A 24,905-nucleotide genomic window follows, 5' to 3' on the forward strand; every position below is an offset into this window, starting at 1 on the left:
CGCGGTTGAAACGCCCTAGTAAGCGCCGGGCGCAGTCCTTGCCGCCGGTGCAACCGGCGTCATCACCGGCAAAAACGGCCCAAGGTTTCCGCAAGGCACCGTCCGCAATCTTGCACCGTCCGATGCAACGTTCAATCAGAGCGTTCAACCAACAAAACAGGCAGGTGCGTCATGAAAGCGTTCCACCCAATCAGAACCGTTGGAGGTGATCGGACGGCGTCCCGTGGAGCGCCACGGCGCCCGAAGCACCCGAAAGGGAGCTGGCGGCGCCTGTTCGGCGTCCCTAACCGCGTCGTCGCGGCCGGCGTGGCCATGTCCCTGGTGGCGGCCATCGGCCAGTCAGCAAGCATCGCGGCCCAGGCCGTGACCGCGCCGGTGGGCGAGGGCTTCACCGTCACGGCATCAGACCTTGCCTTCATCCTCAAACAGATCAAGATCGCTGAAGCCCATGTGGCCAACACGACGTCGGCCACCGGCCCCTGTGGCGCCCTGATCGGTACGGGCCCCAACCAGATCCCCGACGCGCTGACCTCGTACGGTCTCCGTACGGTCGACGGATCCTGCAACAACCTCCTGGCCGGGCGCGAAACCTACGGCGCCGCTGATCAGAAGTTCCCCCGCTACACCACGCCGGTCTTCAACGATGCAGACCCCGTGCCCGCCGGCTTTGGTCCCGCTGGCCCTACCTCTTACAAGCAGAAGAGCGGGAACGTCTTCGACAGCAAGCCGCGCGACATCAGCAACCTCATCGTGGACCAGACCTCCACCAACCCCGCAGCCGTGGCTGCCGCCGGCTTCCCGGTCCGCACCCAGGGCAACGTAGGCGTTCACCCCTGCACCACCGACCCGGATCCACTGGCCACCCCGCCGGTGGAGGGTGTCCCCGCCGGTTGCGTGCCGTCACACAACACGCTCTTCATCCCGAACGTCACCACCGACGTCGGCCTCTCGCCACCATACAACTCAATGTTCACGCTGTTCGGACAGTTCTTCGACCACGGCGTGGACCAGACCGTCAAGAGCGGCGGCAACGTGTTCGTGCCGCTCCGCGCTGACGACCCGCTGGTAGCCGGCAAGGACCACATCTTCGGCAACGCCGATGACCTGCCCGCCAACCAGCGCTTCATGGTGCTGACTCGCGCACAGAACCAGCCCGGCCCCGACGGCGTCCCGGGCACCGCGGACGACGTCCGGGAGGCCTCCAACACTGACTCCCCGTACGTGGACCAGTCCCAGACCTACACCTCGCACCCGTCCCACCAGGTGTTCTTGCGGGAGTACGTTAGGAACGCCGACGGCAAGCCGGTCGCCACGGGCAAGCTGCTCGGCGGGAAACCTGGCACCAACGCCGCCAACGGCATGGCCACGTGGGCCACCGTCAAGGACCAGGCTGCTTCGCTGCTGGGGCTCCAGCTCGCCGATGCGGACGTCCTGAACGTCCCCCAACTCGCGGTGGACCCCTACGGCAAGTTCATCCCGGGGCCGGAGCGAGGGCTGCCACAGTACGTCACCACGACCGGCCTGGTCGAAGGCGATCTTGCCAACCCCGTCCCGGTGCCGGCGAATGTCCGTTACTTCGACACCCCGTTCCTGACGGACATCGCGCACAACGCAGACCCGTCCCGGCAGGACACGGACCACAATCCGGGAACCCCTCCGGTCACGCCGGCGCCCGACGCCGACACCGTTGCCTCTGCTGATTTCGCCAGCCAGGCCCCCGGCACCTACGACGATGAAATGCTGAATGCACACTTCGTCGCCGGCGACGGCCGCGTCAATGAGAACATCGGCCTCACTACCATCCACCAGATTTTCCACTCCGAACACGACCGGCTCGTGGATGACTTCAAGAACACCCTGACCAACGACACCTCAGTCACCGGCATCGCTGCACTCGCCGAATGGAAGCTGGCCGGCGGCGCAGACGGCTGGAACGGCGAACGCCTCTTCCAGGCCGCCCGCTTCGTCACCGAGATGGAATACCAGCACCTCGTCTTCGAGGAATTCGCCCGCAAGGTGCAGCCGGCAATCCAGCCGTTCCACGTCTACCACACGGACGTCAACGCCGCGATCCACGCCGAGTTCGCGCATGCGGTGTACCGGTTCGGCCACTCGATGCTGACCGAGACCATCGCCCGCACCAACCCGGACGGGACGGACAACTCGATCCCGCTGCTGAACGGCTTCCTGAATCCGCCGTCGTACACCGATGACGGCCACGGACACCAACTCAACTCCGAGCAGGCCGCAGGCGCCGTCGTCATGGGCATGAGCGACCAGGCGGGCAACGAGCTCGATGAGTTCGTCACCGACACCCTCCGCAACAACCTGCTGGGCCTGCCCCTGGACCTCGCGACCATCAACATGACCCGTGCCCGCGAAGCCGGCGTCCCGCCGCTGAACGAGGTGCGCCGCCAGATCCACGACTCCACCGGTGACGGGCAGCTTGCCCCGTACACAAGCTGGGCTGACTTCGGCCAGAACATCAAGCACCCCGAGTCGCTGATCAACTTCGTGGCCGCATACGGCACCTACCCGAGTATCGTGAACGCCACCACCCTGGCGGACAAGCGCGCAGCCGCAAAGGCCATCGTGGATCCGGGCCCCGGTGTCACGCCCCCCACGGCGGACATGATCGACTTCATGAACAGCTCCGGAGCGTGGGCCAACCAGGAGACCGGGCTGAACAAGGTGGACCTGTGGGTCGGCGGCCTCGCCGAGAAGACCAACCTATTCGGCGGCCTCCTCGGCAGCACATTCAACTATGTGTTCGAGAACCAGCTGACGGACCTCCAGAACGGCGACCGGCTGTACTACCTGGCCCGCACGCCCGGCATGAACCTGCGCACCCAGCTGGAGGGCAACAGCTTCGCCGAGATGATCATGCGCAACACCGACGGCGTGAACACACTGAAGGCCGATGTGTTTGCGACGGCGGACTGCAAGTTCCAGCTGGGCAACCTCGCCGGCACGCCGGAAGGCTTCACCACGTCAGGTCTCACGGTCGCGGACGACAGCACGACCACCGACTGCAACGAGAACGCGCTGCTCCTGCGCAAGCCTGACGGCACCATCCAGTATCTGGAGAAGAACACCGTCGACCCGTCCGGCATCAACGGCCAGTCCGTGTACAACGGCACTGCCGCCGTGGACCGGGTCACCGGCGGCAACGACAACGACACCTTCTGGGGCAACGCCGGCAACGACGTCATTGAAGGCAACGGCGGCGATGACGTGGCGCTTGGCGGCGACGGCAACGACAGGATCACAGACCTGTCCGGAGCCGACGTGCTCAAGGGCGGCCCGGGCAACGACTACACCAATGCCGGTATCGGCGACGACATCATGATGGGCGGCGACGGCCAGGACTTCATGAACGGCGGCGCCAACGACAACGAGACGTTCGCCGGGCCCGGAGACGACTTCATCCGGGCCGGCGACGGTGCGGACGCGGTGTTCGGCGACGGCGGGGACGACTGGATCCAGGGCGGCTCCGGCCAGGACCTGCTCCAAGGCGACCACGGTGCTCCGTTCTTCGATGACCCGGCGCAGACCAAGCCGGGCAACGACATCATGGTTGGCCAGGTCGGTGAGAACGACTACGACGCCGAAGGCGGCGATGACCTCATGGCGTCCAACGCGGCGATCGACCGGTTCGCCGGTGCGGCCGGGTTCGACTGGGCCATCCACCAGTACGACACGGTGGGCGCCAACGATGACATGAAGATCAACCAGAACCTTGGCGGCCTGCCGCTGCAGATTGTGGTCAACCGAGACCGCTGGCAGGAGACGGAAGCCAACTCCGGATCCGCGTTCGACGACGTGATCAAGGGTGACGACCGGGCGCCGAGCACCGTGGGCGGCGCCGGCTTCAGCGGCTGCGACGTTCTCGACCAGGCAGGCATCGACAGGATCGCCGGCCTGGCGGCCATCCTTCCCGCGCCCAGCACCCCGCTGGAACCGATCGCGGCGGCTTCGGCCATGGGAGCCTGCCCGCTTGAGGGCCCGGTCTGGGGCGACGGCAACATCCTGCTCGGCGGCCTCGGCAGCGACAGGCTTGAAGGTCGCGGGGCGAACGACGTCCTCGACGGCGACCGGTACGTCCGGGTCTGGATCAGCGTACGCACCAACCCGAGCGACCCGGCCACCGAGATCGGCAGGACCGACCTCATGGAGCACACTTACCAGGCGGGCAACCCCCACACCCTGGAGGCCGACGTCGCCGCCGGTGTCATCGACCCCGGCAACCTGGCGGCAGTCCGTGAAGTCATCACGCCGACGGCCGCGCAGACCGCGGGCAACGTCGACACCGCAGTGTTCTCCGGCCCCGCGGCCAACTACACCGTCAGCACCACCGGCGGCGACGGCACCCTCGGCTCACCCGGTTCGACGACGACGGTGACGGACAACGTCGGTGCCGACGGAACCGACACACTGCGGAACATCGAGACCCTGGCCTTCGCCGACACGGTGGTCACCAACGCTCCGGTAATCGGCGTCGCGACCGCAGGCAACGCCCGGGCAACAGTTACCTGGACCGCGCCGACCATCGGCATCGCCAGCAGCTTCAACGTGAAGACGCTCGATGTGACGACGAACCCGGCCGGCGTCCAGGTGGGCGGACTGCTCACCGCGGCAGGCACGGACACAAGCTTGGTGGTGCCGGGGCTGACCAACGGGAACAAGTACGTGTTCCGGGTCTCGGCAACGAACGCCCAGGGCACCAGCCCGTTCTCGGTAGCGTCCAACGTGGTGATTCCGGCGGCAACCGTCGAGGTTCCCCCGCCGCCCGCGGCCACCGCACCCGGCGCTCCCACCGGAGTGACGGCAGTGGCGGGCAACGCAGCGGCCACGCTGGCCTGGACTGTTCCGGCCTCCGACGGCGGTGCACAGATCAGCGGCTACGAGGTCCGCACCTTCATCGGCGCCGCAACCATCCCGGCAAGGACCCTGACGGTCGGAACCGGCACGGGCGCCGTCGTGGACGGGCTGATCAACGCCACTGGCTACACCTTCGACGTGGCGGCGATCAACTCGGCCGGCACCGGTGCCAGGTCGGCCCGGACGGCAGTCACCACGCCGCGGACGGAATTTGTCGCCCCGACGATCACCGCACGCACCCCGGCAGCTGGCGCAAAGTCGGTCAGCCAGACCAACAACCTGACTATCACCTTCAGTGAGCCGGTGGCGAACGTCAACAGCGGAACGGTGGTGCTGCGGCTCGGAACCAGCGTGGTCCCGGCAACGGTGAGCTACAACAACCTGACCCGGACGGCAACGCTGAACCCGAACGCGAACCTGCTGGCGGACCGGAACTACAGCGTGGCTGTATCCTCCGTCCGCGACTCGGCCGGAAACGCGATGGCGTTCACCTCATGGCAGTTCACCACAGGGCCCGCCCCCACCCTGGTCTCGGTGAGTCCCGGGATCTCGGCACGGGGCGTGTCCCGGACGGCCAACGTGACGGCCCGCTTCAGCGAACCGATCACCGGCGCGAGCGCCGGAACGGTGGTGCTGCGGCTCGGCACAACGGTCATTCGCGCCGTCGTGAGCTACAACAACGTCACCCGCACAGTGACGCTGAACCCGTCGGCAACCCTGGCGCCGAACCGGACCTACACCATGTCGATCTCGTCCGTACGTGACATGGCCGGCAACCCGTTCGTCCCGCGGAGCTGGACCTTCACCACCGGAACGCGGTGACCGGGTGCAACTGCTGATCTGAAACCAAGGGTGCGGGGACCGTCTGCTGCAGACGGTCCCCGTTCCGTTGTGCTCTTGGGGGCCATAATGGCGTGTTTACGGCGCGAACAACCGCGTGGCGGGGGCCGCCGTCGTTCTCCTGCAGCGGGCATCGTGTGTATTGGCGGTGAAGCCGTTGACCATCAGCCGGTAAGGTTCCGTTTTCTGCCGGTCGCTGCCCCGGCCGCTTTGCACTTGGCCCTGAGAAAGGACTGCTCTGCTTGTGACAGCTGGTGTTCGCCGTGCTGGTCCTGGGCGACGTGGCCGCCTGAGGCCTGGTACACCACGTTTGCCACGGTCCGCGGAAGAACCACGCAACCGGGATTTTCGATGAGCCACTTCTTCGTGGGCTCATCAAGCTCATTCCACCACTCATCAATCGGCCGTTGGCCCATGACGTGCTCCTCGGATTTGAGACCCTACATAAATTGACTGCGGCCGTCGGGGCTTGCGCTTCAGGGCGCCGCATGACGTGCAGAAATCGCCAAAAGACACATCGCCTAGGTACTCATGCCCACCTGCCCCCGTCGCGGCGCCGGACCGTCAACGCTGCTGCCTTTGAGGTGCCGAGAAGAATTCACGAATCTGTAAATTGGTAATCAGTAACGAGTGTGGTCCCGATGCAGGGAGGGGTCAAGAGGCACCTGTAATGTCGCGCAACCCGGCGGCGAAAGCCATTCTTAGTGGTCAAACACTATGCGAGCAAGTGACGGCGGAGTAGCTTTTACACGTCCGGATGGCCGTGCGGCGTCCGCCAGCGAAGACCCTGCTGCCAACCGCCACGAGGAGCCCCGGATGACACGTAAGACAACCGGCCCCCTCGCTGAATTCGGCCGGACGGACCTCGCCGCCGCTGGCGGGAAGGGTGCCGCCTTGGGCGAACTGGTGCGGCAAGGGTTTCCGGTGCCTGAGGGATTCATCGTCACGACGGACGCCTACCGCTTGCTCCTCGCAGCGACGGGGCTCGGGGCGGCCCTGGACGGCATGGATCAAAACATGCCCGACGGCGGGGCCCTCCGTGCGCTGTTCGCGCGCTTCGGCATGCCGGCGGCTTTGCGGGCGGAGATTGGCCAGGCATATGCGGCCCTGGGAGGGGGCGCCGTGGCAGTGCGTTCCAGCGCCACTGCCGAAGACCTGCCCGGGGCGGCGTTCGCCGGCCAGCAGGACACATTCCTGAATGTCGTCGGCGAGGAGGCAGTGGCCAAGGCGGTCGGTGACTGCTGGGCTTCCCTTTGGACTGACCGGGCCATTGCCTACCGGCGGCGGCAGGGGATCGACCCGCGGGAGGTGGCGATCGCCGTCGTCGTCCAAAAGATGGCGCTGGCGGACGTCGCAGGCGTCATGTTCACGGCGAACCCGGTCACGGGTGAGCGCGGTGAGATCGTTGTGGACGCGAGTCCGGGCCTGGGGGAGGCGGTGGTCTCGGGAAGAGTGACGCCGGAACACTACGTGCTGGACCGCACGGGCAGGATCCGCAGCTTCCGTCCCGGCGGCGGGGAGGTGGTGATCAGCCCGGACGCAGGCGGCGGCACGCGGGAACAGCCCGGCAGCCGCAGCTCGGTCCCCTCCCTGACCGCGGAACAGCTGCGGGAGTTGGCCGGCCTGGGCCGCAGGGCGCAGGAGCACTTCGGCCGGCCGCAGGATATCGAGTGGGCGCTGGCCGGCGGCCAAATCCATGTCCTGCAATCGAGGCCCATGACAGCACTGCCGCCGCAGCCGCTGCGGCTCAACGCGATCCAGCGGCGGGTCGGTCCGTTCTTCATCGAAATGTTCCAGGAACGGCCCTACCCGTTGGATGTGTCCGGCTGGATGGAGCAGGGGATCCTGGCCATGCTGCACCGGATGGCCGGCAGCGTTGGAGTACAGTTTCCCGGGGTCGAGGAGCTGCTGCCCGAGGAAGATGGCGTGGTGGTCCAGCTCGTGCCCCCGTCCCCGCGGCTAACGCCCCGCGTTCTGGCCGCACCGCTGACCCTGGCCCGCCGCGCGAGGCAGTTCAAAATGGCCGACTGGAAGAACGATTCCCGGTTCATCACCTTCCTGGAGGAGGTGGATCGGCTGAACGCACGGGACCCCGAACCCTTGCCCTGGTCCGAGGTCGTGGGCGTTGCGCGGGAGTCCTTCGCCACGATGCGGGGCATCACCGACCTGCGCAGCTCCTACATGCCCGGCATATTCCTGCCCATGCTTCGGCTGCGCCTGATGCTCGTCCTGCTGGGCAGGACGAGGCTGGCCTCCGCCCTGGTCGCGGGTGCGGAAACCATGACGAGCCAGGCGAACCGGTCCCTGGAGCAGCTGGCCGGGGTGGTCCGTGCGGATCCGCGGCTGGCCGGCGCCTTTGCGTCATCCGACGGGCCGGCCTTGCTGCAGCTCGTGGAGCGGGACCCGACGCACGCCGCCTTCCGCGAGGCGTTCGCTCGGTTCCTGCGCGAATACGGGAACCGCGAAACGGTCAGCGTTGTGCTGAGCAGTTCACCCACCTGGTCCGAGGCCCCCGGGGTTGTGCTGGGGCTCGTCAAGGCGCTCCTGGGCCAGCGGCCCCGCACGGCCGACCAGACCGGCGCGGCGCTGGCGGAGCTGAAGCGCCATCCGCTCCTTCGATTCAGGCGTATCCGGCGGCACGTGCTGGCCGCCGTCGACGACGCCCGGGCTGGCATGGCGTTCCGCGAGGACAGCCACTTCTACGCCACCAAAGTCATCCCGCCCATGCGCCGCGCGTACCGGGAGCTCGGCCGGCGTCTCGTTGCCGTCGGTGTCATTGATGACGTCAGGGACATCTACCACCTGCGGTTTGAGGAACTGGAGGCGATAACGGACGACGGCGGCGCGCTGCCGGCTTCCGTTCGGCAGCATTACCGGCCGCTCCTGCAGGCCAGGGCGGCCAAGCGCCGTGAATTCGAAGGGATTCCGCTGCTGGATGCGGCGCTGCTATTCAGGAACCGCCGCAGTGCTGCCGGTGTCCTGGTCTCCGGTACGCCGGCCAGCCGCGGCCACGCGGAAGGGCCCGTGAGGATCATCAGGGGACCGGACCAGTTCGGCCGGCTGCGCAGCGGCGACATCCTGGTGTGCCCGTACACGAATCCTTCCTGGACGCCGCTGTTCCAGCGCGCTGCCGCCGTCGTCGTCGACATGGGAGGGCTGGGCTCCCACGCGGCGATCGTGGCGAGGGAGTACGGAATCCCCGCCGTCATGGGGACCGGCACGGGCACGCGCATCCTGGCCGAGGGGCAGCGCGTCATTGTGGACGGCAGTTCTGGTACGGTCCTGGCGTCCGGTGCTGACGGTTAGGGGCCAGAATCGCTGTAGACAAGACCTTCGCCTATCTTGCCCGAAACTTTCGCCTATCTTGCCCGAACGGGGTGAGCATAAATACGAGGGTGAAAGGGGTGAACACAATGGCTGACGACAAAGAAATGCTGGACTGGATCTCTCCCCGCAAGCAGCGGGAAATCGACAACCAGGCCGCGTTCCTGCGCTTCCTCCTGGAGCGTGAAGAAGCGATCGCTCAAAGGGGTGAGAAATTGTATGGGTGATTGACGGCCCCAATCGCGATCGCCCGAGTTGAAACAGACGAAAGGGCGCAATTGCCAAGGGCATATTAGGCGGCCTCGTCGTCGTGCTTACTGGAGCCGGTGCCTGCCCGGGAACTTTAGGGCAGACTGGTGGCGTGAGCGGAATCCGGTGGGTGCTGCACGTCGATCTCGACCAGTTCATCGCGGCGGTCGAAGTGCTCCGGCGGCCGGAGCTTGCGGGCAAGCCGCTCATTGTCGGGGGCCGGGGCGACCCCACGGAACGGGCTGTGGTGTCCACCGCATCCTACGAAGCCAGGGCGTTCGGCGTGGGTTCCGGCATGCCCCTACGCATTGCGGCCCGGAAAGTGCCCGACGCTGTGATCCTGCCCGTCGACCAGGAGGCCTACCTCGCGGCGTCTGAAACGGTGATGGCTACCCTGCGCGCGCAACCCGGCGCCATCGTGCAGGTGCTGGGTTGGGATGAAGCCTTTGTAGGCACTGAGACAGAGAATCCGGAAGCCTACGCCCGGCAGCTGCAGGCCGCCGTCCTGAAGCGGACGCAGCTGCATTGCAGCGTGGGCATCGGCGACACCCTGGTCCGAGCCAAGGTCGCCACCGGTTTCGGCAAGCCGGCCGGCGTCTTCCGTCTCACCGCCGGGAACTGGCTAGAGGTCATGGGCAGTCGGCCCACCAAGGACCTGTGGGGCGTCGGAACCAAAGTGTCGGGTCGGCTGGCCAAACTCGGCATCAACACAGTCGCCGAGCTCGCCGCGTCCGACCCCCAAGACCTGGTCCCGGAGTTTGGCCCCAAGATGGGTCCCTGGTACGCGGAGCTCGGACGCGGCGACGGCGCCAGCGTTGTGGACGACACCCCGTGGGTTGCCCGCGGGCATAGCCGGGAGACCACCTTCCAGCGCGACCTGACCGAGCCTGTCCAGGTGGACGACGCCGTGCGGGAGCTGACAGCGCGTGTCCTGGAGGACGTTGTGGCCGAAGGACGGCCCGTGGTCGGGCTGACCCTCAAGGTTCGGTACGCGCCGTTCTTCACCAAGACCCACGCGAGGAAGATGCCCGAGACATTCGACCGGAACGAAATCCTCGCCCGGGCCTTGGATCTCGCAGCCGGAATCGAAGCGGGCCGTCCGATCCGGCTCCTGGGCCTGCGGGCCGAAATGGCCATGCCCGACGATGCCCGAAAGGGACACACGCCGACGCGCGGTGGTTGGTGACGGCGTCGCTCCCTTTTTTGAGCCGTCCGGCCTGTTCGCGTGCGGAAGCTGGGCCTCGACAGTACCGTTCTCAGTCGGGGTAGGTTGTGAAAAAAGGAGAGTTCAATGCGCGAAAAATTGCGTTGGGGCGTCCTGGGCAGTGCCCGCATCGTCCGCAAGACGATTCCGGCATTACAGGAAACGAAAAACGGTGAAGTCGTAGGCATCGCTTCCCGCACTGAGGAAAAGGCTAGGGAATACGCCGACAAGCACGGCATCCCGCAGGCGTTTGGCTCTTATGAGGCGCTCCTCGCCTCCCCAGACATCGACGCTGTCTACATTCCGCTGCCGAACGCACTGCACCTCGAGTGGATCCTAAAATCCCTGGACGCAGGCAAGCACGTCCTCTGTGAAAAACCCTTGGCGATGAGTGCCGCCGAGTGCGAGGAGATTGCGCGCAAGGCCGACGAGACCGGGCTCAGAGTCATGGAAGGCTTCATGTACCGTTTTCACCCGCGTTTCGAGAAGCTGCAAGAGCTGCTCGCGGCCCATGCGGTGGGCAAGCTGACATTTGTCCACGTCGGACACTCCTTCGACGCGGGCGGGGACGACAACATCCGCTGGTATTCCGGGCTTGGCGGCGGCGCACTTTTCGACACGGGGTGCTACTGCGTCAACGTGAGCCGGATGGTCACGGCGCAGGAGCCGAGTGGAGTCGCCGCCTTTGGCAACTACCGCGACGCCAACGACGGAGGTCTGATTGACACCAGCATTGCGGGCATGCTGCGCTTCCCCGGCAGCGCAACCGCGCTTTTTGATACCGGGGTGAACCTCGAGCGTCGCAACTTTTTAGAACTCACGGGCACCGAGGGCCGGCTCTACCTCGACAATCCTTTTGGGCTCTTGGAGGAGGATTCGGTCCTGGAGGAGCATCACTTCGGGCAGGACACTATCTATCACGAGGTCAAGGGCGAAAACCACTTCGTACGGATGGGCGAACACTTCGCCGACAGCGTCTTAAACGGTACGCCGCTCCGCTACGATCTCGCGGACGCGGCCAACAATGCGCGGGTGTTGGAAGCCCTCGACACGGCGGCGCGGACCCCAGAGGGGGCGTCTGAAGCGAAACCACATTCTGGCGCTGGCGCAGTCGTTAGCTGGTCCGTGAAGGGGCACCGGGACCGCTGAGACCTTTGCGCGGCACGATGGCATCGGCGAGGATGAAAGCGATGCCCGTGCTGCGATGAAGGAGTCGACGCGATGACCAAGTATCTGATCTCGTTTCCGAGTGCCGCCATGGTCTTCCCTGACGAAGACCTGCAGGCCGTTTCGGATGCGGCGCACGCAATCGTTCAGGAGGCGAAGGACGCCGGCGTCTGGGTGTTCGGCGGCGGCATCGATGAGAGCATCCCGCCCGTCATGGTCGACGGCGATGGGACCGTGCGCGATGGCACCTACCCGCAGACGACGCAGCTGGAGGGCGGCTACTCGGTGCTGGAGCTGCCCTCGTACGGTGCGGCCTTGGAGTGGGCCGCGAAGATGGCGGTCGCCTGCCGTTGCGCGCAGGAGGTGCGCGCTTTCCAATACGACCCCGCCAGCTAGGTTTGGGCTGGGTGATCCCCGCCTCTGGGCTCGCCCGGAAGAACTCCAGGTGATGGGACGAGCGACCCAAATGGTCTGGCTATGGGCCGATCCGGGTGTCAGTCTTTCTTCAGTTTCTCGGCGAGCATCACGAGGATTCCGCTGGGACCGCGGAGGTACGTGAGTTTGTAGACGTCGCCGTAGGTCGCCACGCCGCGAAGCGGACGGCATCCGTGCTTCGCAGCTACCTCAAGGGCTTTGTCTATGTCGTCGACCGAGAAGGCCACGCGGTGCATGCCGATGTCGTTGGGACGAGTTGGGTTCGACTCGATCGCTTTGGGGTGGATGTATTCGAAGAGCTCAAGTCGACCATGACCGTCTGGTGTCTGGAGCATCGCAATTTTGGCGTGGTTGCCATCAAGGCCGACGGCCGTCTCGGTCCACTCGCCGCTGACCGTATCACGGCCGACGACCGTGAGCCCCAGGTCGGTGAAAAACGCGATTGCTGCTTCGAGGTCGCGAACGGCGATACCGACGTTCTCAAGTTTGATGGCCATGCGTTGAAGCTACCAAGGCGGACCGATTAGCTCCAGTGGCGAGCCGGGACTCGACTGAACAAGTTCCGGGAGTCAATGTCAACAGAGTGCCCAAACCAGCAAGTTGGGGTGTGCTGCTGTCTCTTCACTCCTCAGAAACCTGCGCGCAGATTCTTGGAGGGCATTTATTCCTGCATTTGCACGCTTGGCGATGATCACCAGAGGAACCACCAGCGGACAGAATAGATACTTGATACCCACCTGCGGTCGTTGCGAAGAGTCGGACCCAGCCGGCCAGTTTTCCTTCTACGGCTCTCGCCGAACCACTTCGAGGACGTGGGCATAGTTTTGTTCAAGTGTGGGCTCCGGGGTAGCCAGGCGTCCTAGCGCGACTCGAACGACGTCGACGGCATTGTTCCTGGTGATACGAACCCGAGGGTATCCCTCCTCGATTACTTCCCAGTGGGCGCCGGGAACTGTGTGCGTGAGGAGATCTCCGTAGAACATGCCGATAGGGCGGGCAAGCTCGGCCGGCAAACCATCATTGATGGCCTGATCAAGAGTGGCGAGGCTTTCTGCTTTGCGTAGCAGTGTTTGACCTCGCTCTTGGAAATAGCTGTGGAGTTCGTCGTATCCGCCGACGTTGGTTGGCGGGGGTACCACGGCATCCGAAGTGACTGGCTTATATTCTGCGTACCTTCTCGGCATTCCCGCCGGCAGTTTCTGCAGAGGTTCGTCGGGATCTTCGGGGATGCCCATGTGGTCATCCTAAGCACACCCATTTCGCGTTGGTCGGATTACCGGGAGCCGAACCCTGACCGGGCGAAAACTGACCATCTGGTGCAGTGGACGCAAGGACATTCCCCGCTAGCCGGGGTTGAATGGCAAAGGAGCGCCCTGTTCGAACGGGACGACCCCCTGGTCAGGGGTCATCGTGAACCACTCGCGGTCCTGCTCGGTGGCGAAGATGAGGACTCGTTGATTCGTGTCCAGCGGGTCCCCGTTGGGATAGGACTCCCCACCGGTGCAGGTCTGGGGCATGGACGAGATGAGGACGGTTTCCTGCCCTGCCTTGCCCTTGTACGATCTACTCGCGGCGTCGGGTTGAAACTCAACCGTGACTGAGCCTCTTCCTCCGGTCTCGCCGTTGGGGAACCTCCTGCGGGACCCGTTACGGTCCCAGATGGCGGATCGCCAAAGCCCAGGAGGAAGCTGCGCGGAAACAGCCAAAGCTCTCCCCGGTCAAACGCCTGGCACCTGCTCGCCCTGAAGACGGCAGGCACCCACTGGGTGGCACGGGACCGTGTCAGGCAGCCGCTTTCTCGACGAGCGCGCGAATCTTGGCCTCAGTCGTAGCATCCAGCGAGGTGATGGTCCAGGCGACCGGGTGCATGTTGGCGCCCTCCTCGCGTGCGGGGTTCACAACTTCGCCAAAGCCGAACGCTATGAAGTCCTTATCCGGTTTGATGTAGCAGATGTCCTTGCCGTCCTTCACATAGAACGGGAGTCCCCAGCGGACGATCGGCTCTAACGAGGGCGCGCTCTCCCGGATGATGCGATGCAGGCGCTCTCCAATCTCCCGGTACTGTGCGGGGGCTTCGCTGAGTTTGGTGAGAACGGCTGCGTCACCCTTCTTCGTGAACATCGTGTCAGGCCTCCTTCAAATTGTCAGGCACTTGTTGTAGCCGGCCTCGTGCGCCCGTGGACCACCGAGGCGTCTGCGACCGGCGACGGCGCCAAGCCTACGTCGCCAGGGCGGAAGTAGTCGAGGCATGCGACCCAATCGAGGCAATCCGCGATCCGGCTGGGCTCTTCGTGGTCGACGATGATGCGCTTACAACCGGCGACGCGCAACTCGGCGTTCTGCCCCGGGTTGACCAAGTCCAACTGGGGGCAGATCACGATTCCAGAGTATGACGCCTGGCAAACAGAGCCGGCTGCGCATCTCCGGGAGTGTGTACTCGACAGGAATCATGAAGAAGCTACTGCCAGGACATTGTGAACCAGACGGTCGCGAAGGCATATCCCACTAGTGCCAGAAGTGCGAACCGTTTGGGCGTCCCGAACGGGTTATTTTTCGTGAACCCGAAAAAGGAATTGATGTTGAAAAGGTGAAGCAGCAAACCGCCGCCCAGCAGCCCGACATGCATGGAGGACGGGGCCAGCACGAGAACCGTTGCCGCGAAGAACGCATACTCGAGAGCGAAGGCCAGGCGGGGGCGCGACCACAAGCCAAGCCCGATAAGGCGGTCACTTTGGCCCCATCCTCGAATTGGCAGGTCACGGAGGTGAACCACTGCATCAAGAAGCCAGTGCGACAAGACGCCAATCCAGAAAAGCACGCCGACAAGAGCACTCTGGTAGATCAGGCCGGCCAACAGCGCCGGCAAGAGGCTAAGTGCGCCGCCGAGAACCAGCGAATGAGAATACGGGTAGGAGGTGAATTCGACCCCCGTCTGCAACGGATTGTCGCGGTCTACCCTTAGCCGCTCCCTGCCGGCGAAAACCAGCGCAGGCCACACAAGGTCGGGCCAAGCGACCGCGACGGCGATGGGCAGAGCGGGCGCCTCGGGCGCCACAGTGAGAATGGCCGCTGCCGCGGCGAAATGACCTATGTACACGAGCGCAAAGCCTACAGTTTGGGGGCGATGCAGCCGCCGTCCGTGTCGAGACCCGCTGGCGGGTGGATGTCTCGGGAACACATCTCACGGTCAGCGACAGCTGGGAGGTCAACAACGACCGTTTCTGGCCTGCCTTCGGCGAGCCTCCGAAATCGCTGCCCTGTGGAGTTCAGCGCTACATGTTGGCCCTATTGAAATAGCTTTTGCCGTGCACACCTGACGCTCCCATAAGTGTCAATCGCAGAGCCTGCTCCTTTCTTCGTGACGCTGCCGATAACTGCGGGACGGTCCTGTTGGCGTAGCCACCGCTATTGTGGCCAGCATGGGGTATCAGGAGAAGTGGAACATCTTCCCGAACGGGCGGGGTGAGTGGGTGGGGTATCCCTCCGCTGCAAGGCGGGCCGATCCGCAGGCCACCGACATGGAAGCCGTGACCCTAGACATGCTGGCCTTCGCCACGCTACTGGGGCTCATCCGGCTGCCCGAGTTGGCGCGGGAGTATGAGTCGCTTGCGATGGACCAAAGGACGGACGGCTCAGCCCAAGCGGTGGAGAAGGCGCGGGAGTGGGTGCTCCCCACCCTTCAATCAGGTCCCGGCCGTCTTGATGATCGGTACATCCAGAAGCGGGATGGCTCAGTCGACCCATACCTCAGCGATTGGTATGACGCGCTTCGCGACAGGCTCGGCGGTTTTGCGAGCGGCACATCGGGGGTAACAGGAGACAAGTAGGGCGGCTTGCACCTGGGGAATCCATGAAGGCAAGCGCTCTAGACGGACGGCAGAGACTCCGGCGCGTTCGGGCACTTGAGCATCAACTTGAGGAGCTCCGCGACGAAGTTCCCCGTCCCGGCTAGTCAGGGCCCGTGCTTACCCCGGTTGGGCTTCATGGTTACCCTGGTTGGGCTTCATGCCGGGCGAACCTTGACTGGGCTGGGCTGCCGGAGTCGACCCCTGCTGCTCAAGCGTTTAGCGGAAGCGCTCTTAGGCGAACCCGAACAGGGGAGGGAAGAGCAGAACTACGACGGCGGCCCAGGCGCCGTAGACCGGCAGGTACCGTGTTTGCCAGCGCTCGACGGCGGTGAACGGGCGCCGGCCGCGCAGGAATCCGACGGCGAGCCATGCCGCCCCGAACAGGTGGACCAGAAGTACAACGTTTAGGCCAAGCGCGGCGATCTTGTTGGGGCTGTAGCCGAACTCGGCGATACGCGTAAGCATCGCCGTCAACATCACGGCATCGACACCAAGGGCCGCGACCACCAGGACCAACTGCAGGGCATCAAACAGCCCGGGAGGAGCGAGCGAGTCGCGGGCGGAAATCGAGTAGAGCAACAGGCACAGCACGAGCACGAGGATTGCGTCCATGAGGATGAGCAGGTCCCGGTCGATGTCGACGAAACCACCCGCGGAGGCAAGCACGGGCAGAAGCACCAGCAGCATGACAACCGTCAAGGGGGTGAACACGCGCGTCAGGACGGGCGCGATGTTTTCGACGACCTGCTGTTTGGCTTCGACGAGCCAGCCCGCGACCACAAGCGCCCCGGGCACCGCGAACGGCAGGATCCAGTCTTCCAGGACCGGTTCGAAGTTGACGCCCATGATCCGGAGGGTGGCGAGTGTGAGCGCGATCAGGACGGCGCCCCCGAGCGCTAGTAGCGTGAAGTAGATCGCGAGCTCACCGGTAAACCGGACGAAGTCCATGCGTCGCCTGTCGGACCGCCACCTCCCTCCGAGGTAGGCCCCTCCGGCCAGCAGCCACAAGACCACCAGGGCGTGGATGGCGGCGAGCATCCCGGTGGAACCGCCTGACGCAAACGGGTAGAGGTTGAGCGCGACTGCCAGACCGGCGAAGGGGACGAATAGTGTCACCGTCACCGCCACGGAGAATCGGCGCTTCCACGCGAAGTACGCGGCCAGGAAGGGGAAGACGAGCAGGCCCACGTTGCGCATCAGCGCTTCGCCTCCGTTGATGCATGCAAGGCCGGCCTTGACCGCCACGCCCGCCCCGACAGCCAGTGCAAGGACGACTGCCAGCTCGCGCCAGGGTGGCGTGCCGGCGTCGTCGGAACGCTCCGGAACTAGGACGAGCTGCTTCCACAGCCGGTCGGAGTGTTCGCGGGCAAACTCGTGGGAGACGGCGTCGAGGTTGCCTAGGCGCTTGATGGCGACGAGGAAAGCCTCCTCATCATCCAAGCCGGTCGCTTGCCGGTCGGCAATCTGCTCGCGCAGGTGGTCCTCCAGCTCGTCAACGTCCGCGGGTGAGATCGCCTGGCTACGCTGAACAAATCCGCGCCACCGGTCGATCTGGGCCTCCAGTTCCGCGTGTGACTCCATTACGCCCACCCCTCCACGGCGGCAGGGAACCGCGGCGTGGTCTGCCACACCTGGCGCAGTGCGTCTGCGACGACGGTCCACTGCTCCTGCCGGTCGGCGAGTGCTTCCCGGCCCGCTGGCGTGATTGTGTAGTGCTTACGCCGGCGCCCGGCGTCGGAGGTACCCCACAACGACGATACGTAGCCGAGACGCTCGAGTCGGTGCAGCAGCGGGTAGAGCATCCCGTCGGTCCACTGCATGCCACCGCCCGACAGCTCACTCACCCGCTTGAGGATTGCGTAGCCGTACAGGTCCCCGTCCGACAGGATGCCCAGCACAAGCGGGGTGGCCGAGGCAGCGACCAGGTCCTTGTCAATGCGCACTGCGCCTCCTATACCTAGATCTGAAGGGTATCAAACATAGTAGCTCTAGGTATGAACGTCATCGGCACTCCCGCACGTTGATTCCAAACTGATGGAATCAACGGTGAAGGTGGGCACCAATCAAACCGGAACCAAATGCCCGGCCGGTCGTGCGGTGGGTACCATTCAGGCCGTCCTCCCGGGCACCGGCAGACTGTTACACCCACCAGGCGGCCGACCCGGCACGGCTCGGAGAGTGACAATGGGCGCGAGTCCATGGCAAGGCCACACGCAGCTCTCTATGGCACACAGCCGCTCATCTCTTCACTCGTGGTCGGTTTCGCGAGAGCGTCCACGGCTCGCACGACCCGTCAGGGACGCACATCAGAGAAGATTCACCCCGCCGTCGTGCGCGCCCGAATCAGCCCGAGGCAGGCCACTGCAGCTGCGACCGACGCGACCGTGACGATGCCGAACGGAAGGGCGTTGTCCGCCCCGCCGATGCCCACCAGCGGTGCGGCGACGCCGCCGAAAGCGAACCTGGCCAGGCCCAGCAGCGACGACGCGGTGCCGGCAATGTCCGGATAGCCCTTCAGCGCCAGGGAGGTCGCAGGCGGGCTGGCCGCCGCCACGCCGCCCACCATCGTGAAGAGGGACAGGATCACCGCAATCAGGGGCAGGTGCAGGAGCGCGGTGACGAGCAGTCCGAGCGAACCGGCGGTAGCCATCGCCAGCCCGATCACCAGCGTCGCCTTCTCCGACCACCGTTCGGCCAGCCGGCCGCCAAAGAAGCCAAAGATCATGAACCCCAGGGAGTTCAGGCCGAAAGCAAACGAGTAGCCCTGCGGCGAAAGCCCGTAAATGCCCTGCAGGACGAACGTGGCGCCGCTGAGGTAGGCGAAGATCGCAGAGTACGTAAAGCCCGTGATCAGCACGGCGCCGACGAACACACGGTCCGCCAGCAGGCGACGGAAGTCCTGCAGGGTGTGCGCAAACCCGCCTGCCGCCCGCCTTTGAGCCGGAAGTGTCTCCTTGAAAATCACCAGGCAGGCCACCAGGATTGCCACGCCGACCGCCGCGAGGAAGAGGAAGACGCCGCGCCAGTCGGTGACGGCGGCCAGCTGGCCGCCGATGACCGGCCCAACGATCGCCGCCAGTCCGCCGAGCACAGTCAGGCGGCCGTAGTAGCGGAGGAGCTTGGCGCCCTCGTACACGTCCCGCCCGGCTGCCTGCGCAATCACAATGCCCACAGCGCCGGCCAGGCCCTGGACGAACCGAGCAGTGATCAGCGTCTCCACGGTGGGGCTGACGGCACAGAGAACGGACGTGACTGTGTAGGCGGAGACGCCGATCAGCAGCGGGAGCCGGCGGCCGAAGCGGTCCGACAGCGGGCCCGCGATCACCTGGCCGATGGCCAGTCCGAGCAGGCACGCGGTGATGGTCAGCTGCGCTGTAGATGTGGAGCTTCCAAGCTCCGCCGTCAGGGCCGGCAGGACCGGCAGGTACAGGTCCATGGAAATCGGACCGAAGATGGTCAGCAGGCCAAGGACAATTGCCAATGGCCGTCCGACTGCCTGTTCGCGCGTGGTCACCGGAGCGTCGGTCACAGTCACGCTGCCTCCGTTCAAGGGGTAGAGGGCTGCCGCCAGTTCGACGGCGGTGATGCGGTGCCGTTCCACCTAACCAGCGTTTACAACGCTGTGGGAGTCCCTGCTGGTACCCGTTCCAGGAAGGACTCCCGCCGCGGCGCCTACCCCAGCGTCATGGAAACGGACTGCTCTGAATGGCCAGCCCGCTCCAGGGCCTCGAGCGGCGATGCCCACGAGGCCAGGACCTCCCTGGCGGCGGGGACCGACTCGACGGCGAGCGCCTGCCGGTGCGCGTCATCCAGCACGTCCCAGATGAGCACCTTCTGCCCGGTCTGCGAAGACCTCACGGCCGCCTCGACCATGGCCAGACTCAGGACGTTCGCATGAATCTCACCCGCAGGAACCTCACCTGTCCGGAGGCTCCGGACGAACTCCGCCAGCGCCCCGGCGATCTCTTCCGGGGTCTCGCCCTCCGCAGCCAAAGAATCCGGCGAGGAAGAAGCAGAACCCGGCTGGCCGCCGTCCGCCACAGCCCCGGCAACATGCTCCGCGACCGGCGCCGCGGCGCCGTCCCAGGCCGCGGTGCCGTTGGCTCCGTTGATCCGCCAGCTGCCGTTCCACGAGGTTTCCAGTCCGTCGGCGCACCAGCTTCCGGTGTAGACAAAGCGCGTCCCGCCGTCCATCTCGAAGACGGCCGTGGCAGCCGCATCCCCGGCGTACCAGCTCCAGCCGGGGTTGAACTCCTCGCAGTACACGGATACCGGGTTCCGGCCGAGGAGGTACCGCGCGGCGTCGAACGCGTGGATGGCCATGTCCACCAGCAGCACGTGTTCCATCTCCTCCCGGAAGCCACCGAAATGCGGCGCCTTGAAGAAGTCGCAGGTAAGCAGCCCGATCTCACCGAGCCGGGCAGCCTGCCGCTTGAAGGCGCCGAGCGTCCGGAAGTAGCGGCGGGACTGGCTGATCATCAGCAGCTGGCCGGTTGCGTCGGCGACCGCGGCGAGGGAGAGGGCTTCCGCGACGGTCGGTGCCGCCGGCTTCTCGCACAGCACCGGCAGGCCGAGGAAGTGCGCCTCGACGTTCACCGGATGGTGCGCGGCGGGGACTGTCACGTTCACCACCGCCTGCGCCCCGACGGCGCCAGCCAGCTCGGTCAGGCTCGCCCCCACCGGTACGGAACCAAGGCCCAGAGCGGTCAGCGCGTCCCGTGCCGCCTGCGGGTTGAGGTCCACGACGCCGGCCAGTTCGACCTCGGCCGACTCGCCCAGGAGACGCAGCCACGCCCGGCCCATGCCGCCCGCCCCCACCTGGACCACGCGGACAGGTGCCGAAGGGTCAAGCAAAGTAGCGACGCGGCTCAATTGGCCATCGCCCCCTCGTAGCTGTGGCCGGTGTAGAACGCCTCGGTCTCGTACCGCAGCAGGACCGGGTCGGTGCGCTCGGGCCGCAGGGTGCGGGCCCATTCCACGCCGTTGGCGATGACCCTGCGCACGTCCCTGTGGTGATAAACCGGGTAGTCCTGGTCGCCGGGGGAGAAGAAGAAGATCTTGCCATAGCCCCGCTTGAACGTGCACCCGCTGCGGAACACCTCACCGCCGGAGAATGTGCTCAGGAAGATCAGCTCGTCGGGGGCGGGGATGTCGAAGTGCTCGCCGTACATCTCCTGCTCCGGAATGATGAACGGGTGCGGCACGCCCTGCGCGATCGGATGGGTCGGGTCCACCGTCCAGACAATCTCGCGGTCCCGTTCCGAGCGCCAGCGCAGCGTGCAGGTGGTGCCCATGAGCTTGCCGAAGATCTTCGACCAGTGCCCGGAGTGGAGCACCACAAGGCCCATTCCGGCCAGCACGTGCCGGTGGACGCGCTCCACCACCTCGTCCGCCACCTCGCCGTGGGCGGCGTGGCCCCACCAGACCAGGACATCCGTGTCCCGCAGCCGCTCCTCGGTGAGGCCGTGCTCTGGCTCGTCGAGGGTCACGGTTGCCACCTCGGCCCGCGGGCCAAGGTTCTCCTCGATGCCCTCACGGATGGTGTTGTGCATGCCGTCCGGATAGATCTCGGCCACGTGGGGCTGGTGCTGTTCGTGGCGGTTTTCGCCCCATACGGTGACGCGCAGGGGAGTGTGGTTCTCAGTCATGAATGGTTCCTTAGGTTCAAAATGATGAAGGAGCTATTTGACGGCGCCGCCGGTGGCCCCGGCCGCGATGTACTTCTGCGCCAGGACCAGCAGCACGATGGCCGGCAGCGAGGACAGCACCGCCGTCGCCATCACCGCACTCCAGTTGGAAACCTGGGTGCCCAGGTACTGGTAGATGCCCAGCGTCACGGGCCGCACGTCCTCCGTGGTGGTCAGCGTCAGGGCGAACAGGAAGTCGCTCCAGGAAAAAAGGAAAGCGAACAGGCCCGCGGTAATGAGCGAGTTGCGGCTGATGGGCAGCACGATCGAGACGAACGCCCGGACCAGCCCGGCGCCGTCCACCCTCGCTGCCTCCACGATGCTGGGCGGGATCCGCATCATGAAGGCCCGCATGATCAGAATCACGAACGGGATGGCGTGGGTCGAGTCGGCCAGGATCAGCCCGGGGATGGAGTTGAGCAGGCCGAGGTGGTTGTAGGCCGCGTAGAGGGCGTTGGCGATCACGATGCCGGGGATCATCTGGGAAATGAGGATCGCCAGCAGCGCGGCGTTGATCCAGCGGAACCGGAATTGCGCCAGCATATATGCAGCAGGGGCGGCGACGGCCAGGCTGAACACCACCGTGCCGAGCGAGATGACCAGGCTGGTCAGCAGGTTCGGGCCCTGCTGCGCGATCGCCTTTTCATAGCCCTCGAAACTTGGGTTCAGCGGCAGGAGGTCCGCGGTGAGGGTGTTGCCGGAAGGCTGCAGGGACGCGTTGACCATCCAGTACACCGGGAACAGCATCACCGCGAGAAGCAGAAGTCCGACGGCGGTGTGCCCCAGCTTGGGCCGGTTGGCCTTCCGCGGCCGAGCCGGCGCGGAGCGCGCGGTCGTTACATCCAGGGTTGTCATGGTGGTCCTCTTACTCGTCGACCGCACGTCGGTTCATGCGGAGGTAAACCACCGCGAACACCAGTGAGATCAGGATCAGGATGTTGCTGAAGGCAGCGCCGACGCCGAACTGGAAGTTGACGAACGACTCCTGGTAGGAGCGCACGGCCAGGGTCTGGGTGGCGTTCGCCGGTCCGCCGTTGGTCAGGCCGAGGATGATGTCCAGGACCTTGAGCGTGTAGACGACGCCGAGGACCAGGACCACGCTGACCACCGGGCGCAGGTTGGGCCAGGTAATGTGCCAGAACGCCTTCCAGCCCGTTGCGCCGTCCACCGCGCCCGCCTCGTACAGTTCCTCGGGAATCTCCTGAAGGCCGCCGTAGATGAGGGTGACATTGAAGGGAATGCCCACCCAGATGTTGACCAGGACCACGGCCAGCAGCGCCACCGACGGGCTGGTCAGCCAGGGGACCGGTTCCTGGATGACGCCCAGGTTCCGCAGGAACGCGTTGAGGATGCCGCTGTCCTGGTCGAGGATCGACCGCCACGTGGCACTCGAGACAATCAGCGGCAGCAGCCACGGCAGCAGCAACATCGAACGAAGGAAACCGCTCAGCGGAAACCGCCGCTTGAAGAAACTGGCCAGGGCCAGGCCGATGACAAACTGGCCCGCGATCGAACCCAGGGTGAACAGTGCCGTGTTGAGCATGGCCGGACCGAAAAGGCTGCTTCCGACGGCGGTGGCATAGTTCGCCAGGCCCACCCAGGGTGCTTCTCCGGTGAAGAAGGTCCGGGTGGTGTACTCCTGAAGGCTCATCACAACGTTCTTCGCCACGGGGTAGCCGAAGAACAGCAGGAGGAAGAGCGCAGCGGGTGCCAGAAAGAGTGCCTGGACCAGGCGCTCCCGGCGGAAGCCCCGCCGTCGTCCTTCCCGTTCTGCCGTGCCCGCGCTGGCGGGGGAGAGGTCTCCCGGCGCCCGGCTGGTTGTCATTGTTGGCACGGCTCTGGCTCCTCTCCGTATTGCGTGATGGGTCCTTGCCTCATCCCGGGCCTACTTCGCTTCGGCCTTCGTAAAGGCCTCCTGCGGGGACGCCTGGTCAGTCAGGGCCAGCTGGATCGCCGTGTACATGACCGTCGCCGTCTTGGGCCATTCCTTGCCAAGCTTGCCTGTCCGGGACTGGGCGTTGGCCACCTGCTCGGCGAACGCTGCCATCTCCGGCACGGCCTTCACGTACTCGCCGGCGAGGGCGGTCTTGGTCGGCACTGTGAAGCGCTCCTTGGCCAGGGCCAGCTGGTTCTCGTCGCTGCTGATGCATTCCACGAGCTCGGCGGACTTGGCCTGCTTGGCCTTGTTGCCGGTCTGCGGCACGGTCCACACCTCGCCGCCCAGCGGGGCGACGGGAGTCAGCCCCTGTGCGTTGACGGGGACCTGGACTGCCTCCCACTTGATGTTCGGCGTCTTCGCCAGGGAGGGGATCTGCCACGGGCCGTTGATCATCATGGCGGCCTTGCCTGCAGCGAACTGGTCCCGCACGTCCGCCTGGCTCCAGTTCACCACGCTCTTGGACGCTGACCCCGAGGACACCAGGCCGTCAATGAAGCTCAGAGCCTCCGCCACCTTGGGGCTCTTCAGGTCGGTTTCCTCCCCGCCATTGGTCCACATGAAGGGCAGGAACTGCCAGCTGCCTTCATAGGTGGCGATCGCGGAGAAGGCCAGGCCGTAGCGGTCGCCGGTGGTCAGCTTTTCCGCCGCTGCCTTCAGCTCATCCCAGGTCTTGGGCGGCTGGATGCCGGCAGCGGCGAGCATCTCCTTGTTGTAGAACAGGCCCAGCGTGTTGGCGGTGGGGGCAAGGCCATACACCTTGCCCTCGTATGTGGCGGCCTCCAGCATGCCCTGGGCAAAGCCGGAGGTGTCCACGCCGAAGTCGTTCAGCGGGGCCAGGCCCCCGGTTGCGGCGATCTCCTGCACGTCGGGGTTGTCCAGCATGAGCACATCCGGAAGGGTCCGGGAGGACGACCGCTGGAGGACCTTCTGGATGAGGTCCTTGCCGGGGACGGTCTCGCGCTTGAGGGTCACGCCCAGCTGCGCGGCGCACTTGTCCAGCGCGCCTTGGATGTGGGTCTTGTCAGGTTCGTTGTTGTAGTAGTCCAGGACGGTCAGCGAGTCGACCTTCTCATTGGCGGCGGCCTGGCTGCTGCCCCCGCCACAGGCGGTGAGGGTGAGGGGTGCGATGGCGGCCATGGCCATCAGGCAGGTGAGTGATGCTTTCTTCATTGGGGGCTCCTTTGCCGTGATTCGGTGGTTTAGGTGTTCGGTGTTTAGGTATCTTGCTGGTTCCGGTGATTCGGTGGTTCCGGGCGCAAGGGATCGTCCAGACGGCCTGCAGCCGCTGCGGTTTGGTTGGTTTGGTGGGGCGGTTCCGGTGGTGGTTCCGG

The 24,905-nt window shown here is 65.4% G+C and carries 21 protein-coding genes; 7 read left to right on the top strand and 14 right to left on the bottom strand.

Features of this window, described 5'->3' with window-relative positions; all coding sequences use genetic code 11:
- Nucleotides 1–171 precede the first annotated feature (171 nt).
- Entirely contained in the window at nt 172–5,703 is a 5,532-nt protein-coding gene (locus tag QFZ23_RS13265; RefSeq protein ID WP_306923573.1) for a peroxidase family protein, read from the top strand.
- Between the two features lie 182 nt (nt 5,704–5,885).
- Here the strand turns inward: QFZ23_RS13265 and QFZ23_RS13270 are convergent, their stop codons facing one another.
- Nucleotides 5,886–6,137: a hypothetical protein gene (locus QFZ23_RS13270; RefSeq protein WP_306923575.1), complete on the bottom strand. Its 252-nt coding sequence runs from the start codon at nt 6,135–6,137 to the stop codon at nt 5,886–5,888.
- 400 nt (nt 6,138–6,537) lie between these two features.
- Between QFZ23_RS13270 and QFZ23_RS13275 the strand changes: the two genes are divergently transcribed.
- The 5 genes from QFZ23_RS13275 (at nt 6,538) to QFZ23_RS13295 (ending at nt 12,061) form a co-directional block, all read left to right on the top strand.
- Nucleotides 6,538–9,027 carry a PEP/pyruvate-binding domain-containing protein gene (locus QFZ23_RS13275; protein ID WP_306923577.1) on the top strand — a complete coding sequence of 830 codons (2,490 nt, stop codon included), beginning with the start codon at nt 6,538–6,540 and terminating at the stop codon, nt 9,025–9,027.
- 107 nt (nt 9,028–9,134) lie between these two features.
- Entirely contained in the window at nt 9,135–9,272 is a 138-nt protein-coding gene (locus QFZ23_RS13280; RefSeq protein ID WP_306923579.1) for a hypothetical protein, read from the top strand.
- A gap of 134 nt (nt 9,273–9,406) precedes the next feature.
- The gene (locus QFZ23_RS13285) at nt 9,407–10,480 is read left to right on the top strand and encodes a DNA polymerase IV (RefSeq protein WP_444861247.1); all 1,074 of its coding nucleotides are present in this window, start codon (nt 9,407–9,409) and stop codon (nt 10,478–10,480) included.
- Nucleotides 10,481–10,585: 105 nt separating this feature from the next.
- Complete coding sequence (locus tag QFZ23_RS13290; protein ID WP_306923581.1) at nt 10,586–11,647, top strand: Gfo/Idh/MocA family protein; 1,062 nt, start codon at nt 10,586–10,588, stop codon at nt 11,645–11,647.
- 72 nt (nt 11,648–11,719) lie between these two features.
- Complete coding sequence (locus QFZ23_RS13295; protein ID WP_306923583.1) at nt 11,720–12,061, top strand: YciI family protein; 342 nt, start codon at nt 11,720–11,722, stop codon at nt 12,059–12,061.
- A 98-nt stretch (nt 12,062–12,159) separates the two neighbouring features.
- Here the strand turns inward: QFZ23_RS13295 and QFZ23_RS13300 are convergent, their stop codons facing one another.
- The 5 genes from QFZ23_RS13300 to QFZ23_RS13320 all read right to left on the bottom strand — a co-directional run bounded on the left by QFZ23_RS13300 (nt 12,160) and on the right by QFZ23_RS13320 (nt 15,197).
- Complete coding sequence (locus QFZ23_RS13300) at nt 12,160–12,597, bottom strand: VOC family protein (RefSeq protein ID WP_306923585.1); 438 nt, start codon at nt 12,595–12,597, stop codon at nt 12,160–12,162.
- A gap of 285 nt (nt 12,598–12,882) precedes the next feature.
- Nucleotides 12,883–13,335, bottom strand: coding sequence for a DUF6278 family protein (locus QFZ23_RS13305; protein ID WP_306923586.1), 453 nt, complete (start codon nt 13,333–13,335; stop codon nt 12,883–12,885).
- Nucleotides 13,336–13,443: 108 nt separating this feature from the next.
- Entirely contained in the window at nt 13,444–13,617 is a 174-nt protein-coding gene (locus QFZ23_RS13310) for a hypothetical protein (RefSeq protein ID WP_306923587.1), read from the bottom strand.
- Nucleotides 13,618–13,882: 265 nt separating this feature from the next.
- Nucleotides 13,883–14,221 carry a DUF1801 domain-containing protein gene (locus tag QFZ23_RS13315; RefSeq protein ID WP_306923588.1) on the bottom strand — a complete coding sequence of 113 codons (339 nt, stop codon included), beginning with the start codon at nt 14,219–14,221 and terminating at the stop codon, nt 13,883–13,885.
- Nucleotides 14,222–14,558: 337 nt separating this feature from the next.
- Nucleotides 14,559–15,197, bottom strand: a complete 639-nt coding sequence (locus tag QFZ23_RS13320) for a hypothetical protein (protein ID WP_306923590.1) — start codon at nt 15,195–15,197, stop codon at nt 14,559–14,561.
- A 322-nt stretch (nt 15,198–15,519) separates the two neighbouring features.
- Here QFZ23_RS13320 and QFZ23_RS13325 point away from each other — a divergent pair, with 322 nt between their 5' ends.
- Nucleotides 15,520–15,927, top strand: a complete 408-nt coding sequence (locus QFZ23_RS13325; RefSeq protein ID WP_306923594.1) for a hypothetical protein — start codon at nt 15,520–15,522, stop codon at nt 15,925–15,927.
- A gap of 252 nt (nt 15,928–16,179) precedes the next feature.
- Here the strand turns inward: QFZ23_RS13325 and QFZ23_RS13330 are convergent, their stop codons facing one another.
- From QFZ23_RS13330 to QFZ23_RS13365, 8 genes are all read right to left on the bottom strand, one after another.
- Nucleotides 16,180–17,529, bottom strand: coding sequence for a permease prefix domain 1-containing protein (locus QFZ23_RS13330; RefSeq protein ID WP_306923595.1), 1,350 nt, complete (start codon nt 17,527–17,529; stop codon nt 16,180–16,182).
- Nucleotides 17,529–17,891 carry a PadR family transcriptional regulator gene (locus QFZ23_RS13335; protein ID WP_306923597.1) on the bottom strand — a complete coding sequence of 121 codons (363 nt, stop codon included), beginning with the start codon at nt 17,889–17,891 and terminating at the stop codon, nt 17,529–17,531. The genes QFZ23_RS13330 and QFZ23_RS13335 overlap by 1 nt, the downstream gene beginning before the upstream one ends.
- 374 nt (nt 17,892–18,265) lie before the next feature.
- Complete coding sequence (locus tag QFZ23_RS13340; RefSeq protein WP_373427936.1) at nt 18,266–19,483, bottom strand: multidrug effflux MFS transporter; 1,218 nt, start codon at nt 19,481–19,483, stop codon at nt 18,266–18,268.
- Nucleotides 19,484–19,620: 137 nt separating this feature from the next.
- Nucleotides 19,621–20,820 carry a Gfo/Idh/MocA family protein gene (locus QFZ23_RS13345; protein ID WP_306923599.1) on the bottom strand — a complete coding sequence of 400 codons (1,200 nt, stop codon included), beginning with the start codon at nt 20,818–20,820 and terminating at the stop codon, nt 19,621–19,623.
- Entirely contained in the window at nt 20,817–21,596 is a 780-nt protein-coding gene (locus QFZ23_RS13350) for a ThuA domain-containing protein (protein WP_306923601.1), read from the bottom strand. Before QFZ23_RS13350 ends, QFZ23_RS13345 begins: the two co-directional genes overlap by 4 nt.
- 33 nt (nt 21,597–21,629) lie before the next feature.
- A complete protein-coding gene (locus QFZ23_RS13355) occupies nt 21,630–22,490 on the bottom strand; it encodes a carbohydrate ABC transporter permease (protein ID WP_306923603.1) in 861 nt (286 codons plus the stop codon).
- Between the two features lie 10 nt (nt 22,491–22,500).
- Nucleotides 22,501–23,460, bottom strand: coding sequence for a carbohydrate ABC transporter permease (locus tag QFZ23_RS13360; RefSeq protein WP_373427937.1), 960 nt, complete (start codon nt 23,458–23,460; stop codon nt 22,501–22,503).
- 60 nt (nt 23,461–23,520) lie between these two features.
- Nucleotides 23,521–24,744, bottom strand: coding sequence for a sugar ABC transporter substrate-binding protein (locus tag QFZ23_RS13365; RefSeq protein WP_306923607.1), 1,224 nt, complete (start codon nt 24,742–24,744; stop codon nt 23,521–23,523).
- Nucleotides 24,745–24,905 lie beyond the last annotated feature (161 nt).

Source organism: Arthrobacter globiformis, assembly GCF_030818015.1.
GTDB lineage: Bacteria > Actinomycetota > Actinomycetes > Actinomycetales > Micrococcaceae > Arthrobacter > Arthrobacter globiformis_C.

Bases quoted from the DNA above. Each gene is read 5' to 3' on its own strand.
- QFZ23_RS13290 (WP_306923581.1), top strand. From the start codon at position 10,586: ATGCGCGAAAAATTGCGTTGGGGCGTCCTGGGCAGTGCCCGCATCGTC.
- QFZ23_RS13270 (WP_306923575.1), bottom strand. From the start codon at position 6,137: ATGGGCCAACGGCCGATTGATGAGTGGTGGAATGAGCTTGATGAGCCC.
- QFZ23_RS13365 (WP_306923607.1), bottom strand. From the start codon at position 24,744: ATGAAGAAAGCATCACTCACCTGCCTGATGGCCATGGCCGCCATCGCA.
- QFZ23_RS13350 (WP_306923601.1), bottom strand. From the start codon at position 21,596: ATGACTGAGAACCACACTCCCCTGCGCGTCACCGTATGGGGCGAAAAC.
- QFZ23_RS13310 (WP_306923587.1), bottom strand. From the start codon at position 13,617: ATGCCCCAGACCTGCACCGGTGGGGAGTCCTATCCCAACGGGGACCCG.
- QFZ23_RS13280 (WP_306923579.1), top strand. From the start codon at position 9,135: ATGGCTGACGACAAAGAAATGCTGGACTGGATCTCTCCCCGCAAGCAG.
- QFZ23_RS13295 (WP_306923583.1), top strand. From the start codon at position 11,720: ATGACCAAGTATCTGATCTCGTTTCCGAGTGCCGCCATGGTCTTCCCT.
- QFZ23_RS13330 (WP_306923595.1), bottom strand. From the start codon at position 17,529: ATGGAGTCACACGCGGAACTGGAGGCCCAGATCGACCGGTGGCGCGGA.
- QFZ23_RS13360 (WP_373427937.1), bottom strand. From the start codon at position 23,460: ATGACAACCAGCCGGGCGCCGGGAGACCTCTCCCCCGCCAGCGCGGGC.
- QFZ23_RS13300 (WP_306923585.1), bottom strand. From the start codon at position 12,597: ATGGCCATCAAACTTGAGAACGTCGGTATCGCCGTTCGCGACCTCGAA.
- QFZ23_RS13355 (WP_306923603.1), bottom strand. From the start codon at position 22,490: ATGACAACCCTGGATGTAACGACCGCGCGCTCCGCGCCGGCTCGGCCG.
- QFZ23_RS13275 (WP_306923577.1), top strand. From the start codon at position 6,538: ATGACACGTAAGACAACCGGCCCCCTCGCTGAATTCGGCCGGACGGAC.
- QFZ23_RS13315 (WP_306923588.1), bottom strand. From the start codon at position 14,221: ATGTTCACGAAGAAGGGTGACGCAGCCGTTCTCACCAAACTCAGCGAA.
- QFZ23_RS13325 (WP_306923594.1), top strand. From the start codon at position 15,520: ATGGGGTATCAGGAGAAGTGGAACATCTTCCCGAACGGGCGGGGTGAG.
- QFZ23_RS13305 (WP_306923586.1), bottom strand. From the start codon at position 13,335: ATGGGCATCCCCGAAGATCCCGACGAACCTCTGCAGAAACTGCCGGCG.
- QFZ23_RS13265 (WP_306923573.1), top strand. From the start codon at position 172: ATGAAAGCGTTCCACCCAATCAGAACCGTTGGAGGTGATCGGACGGCG.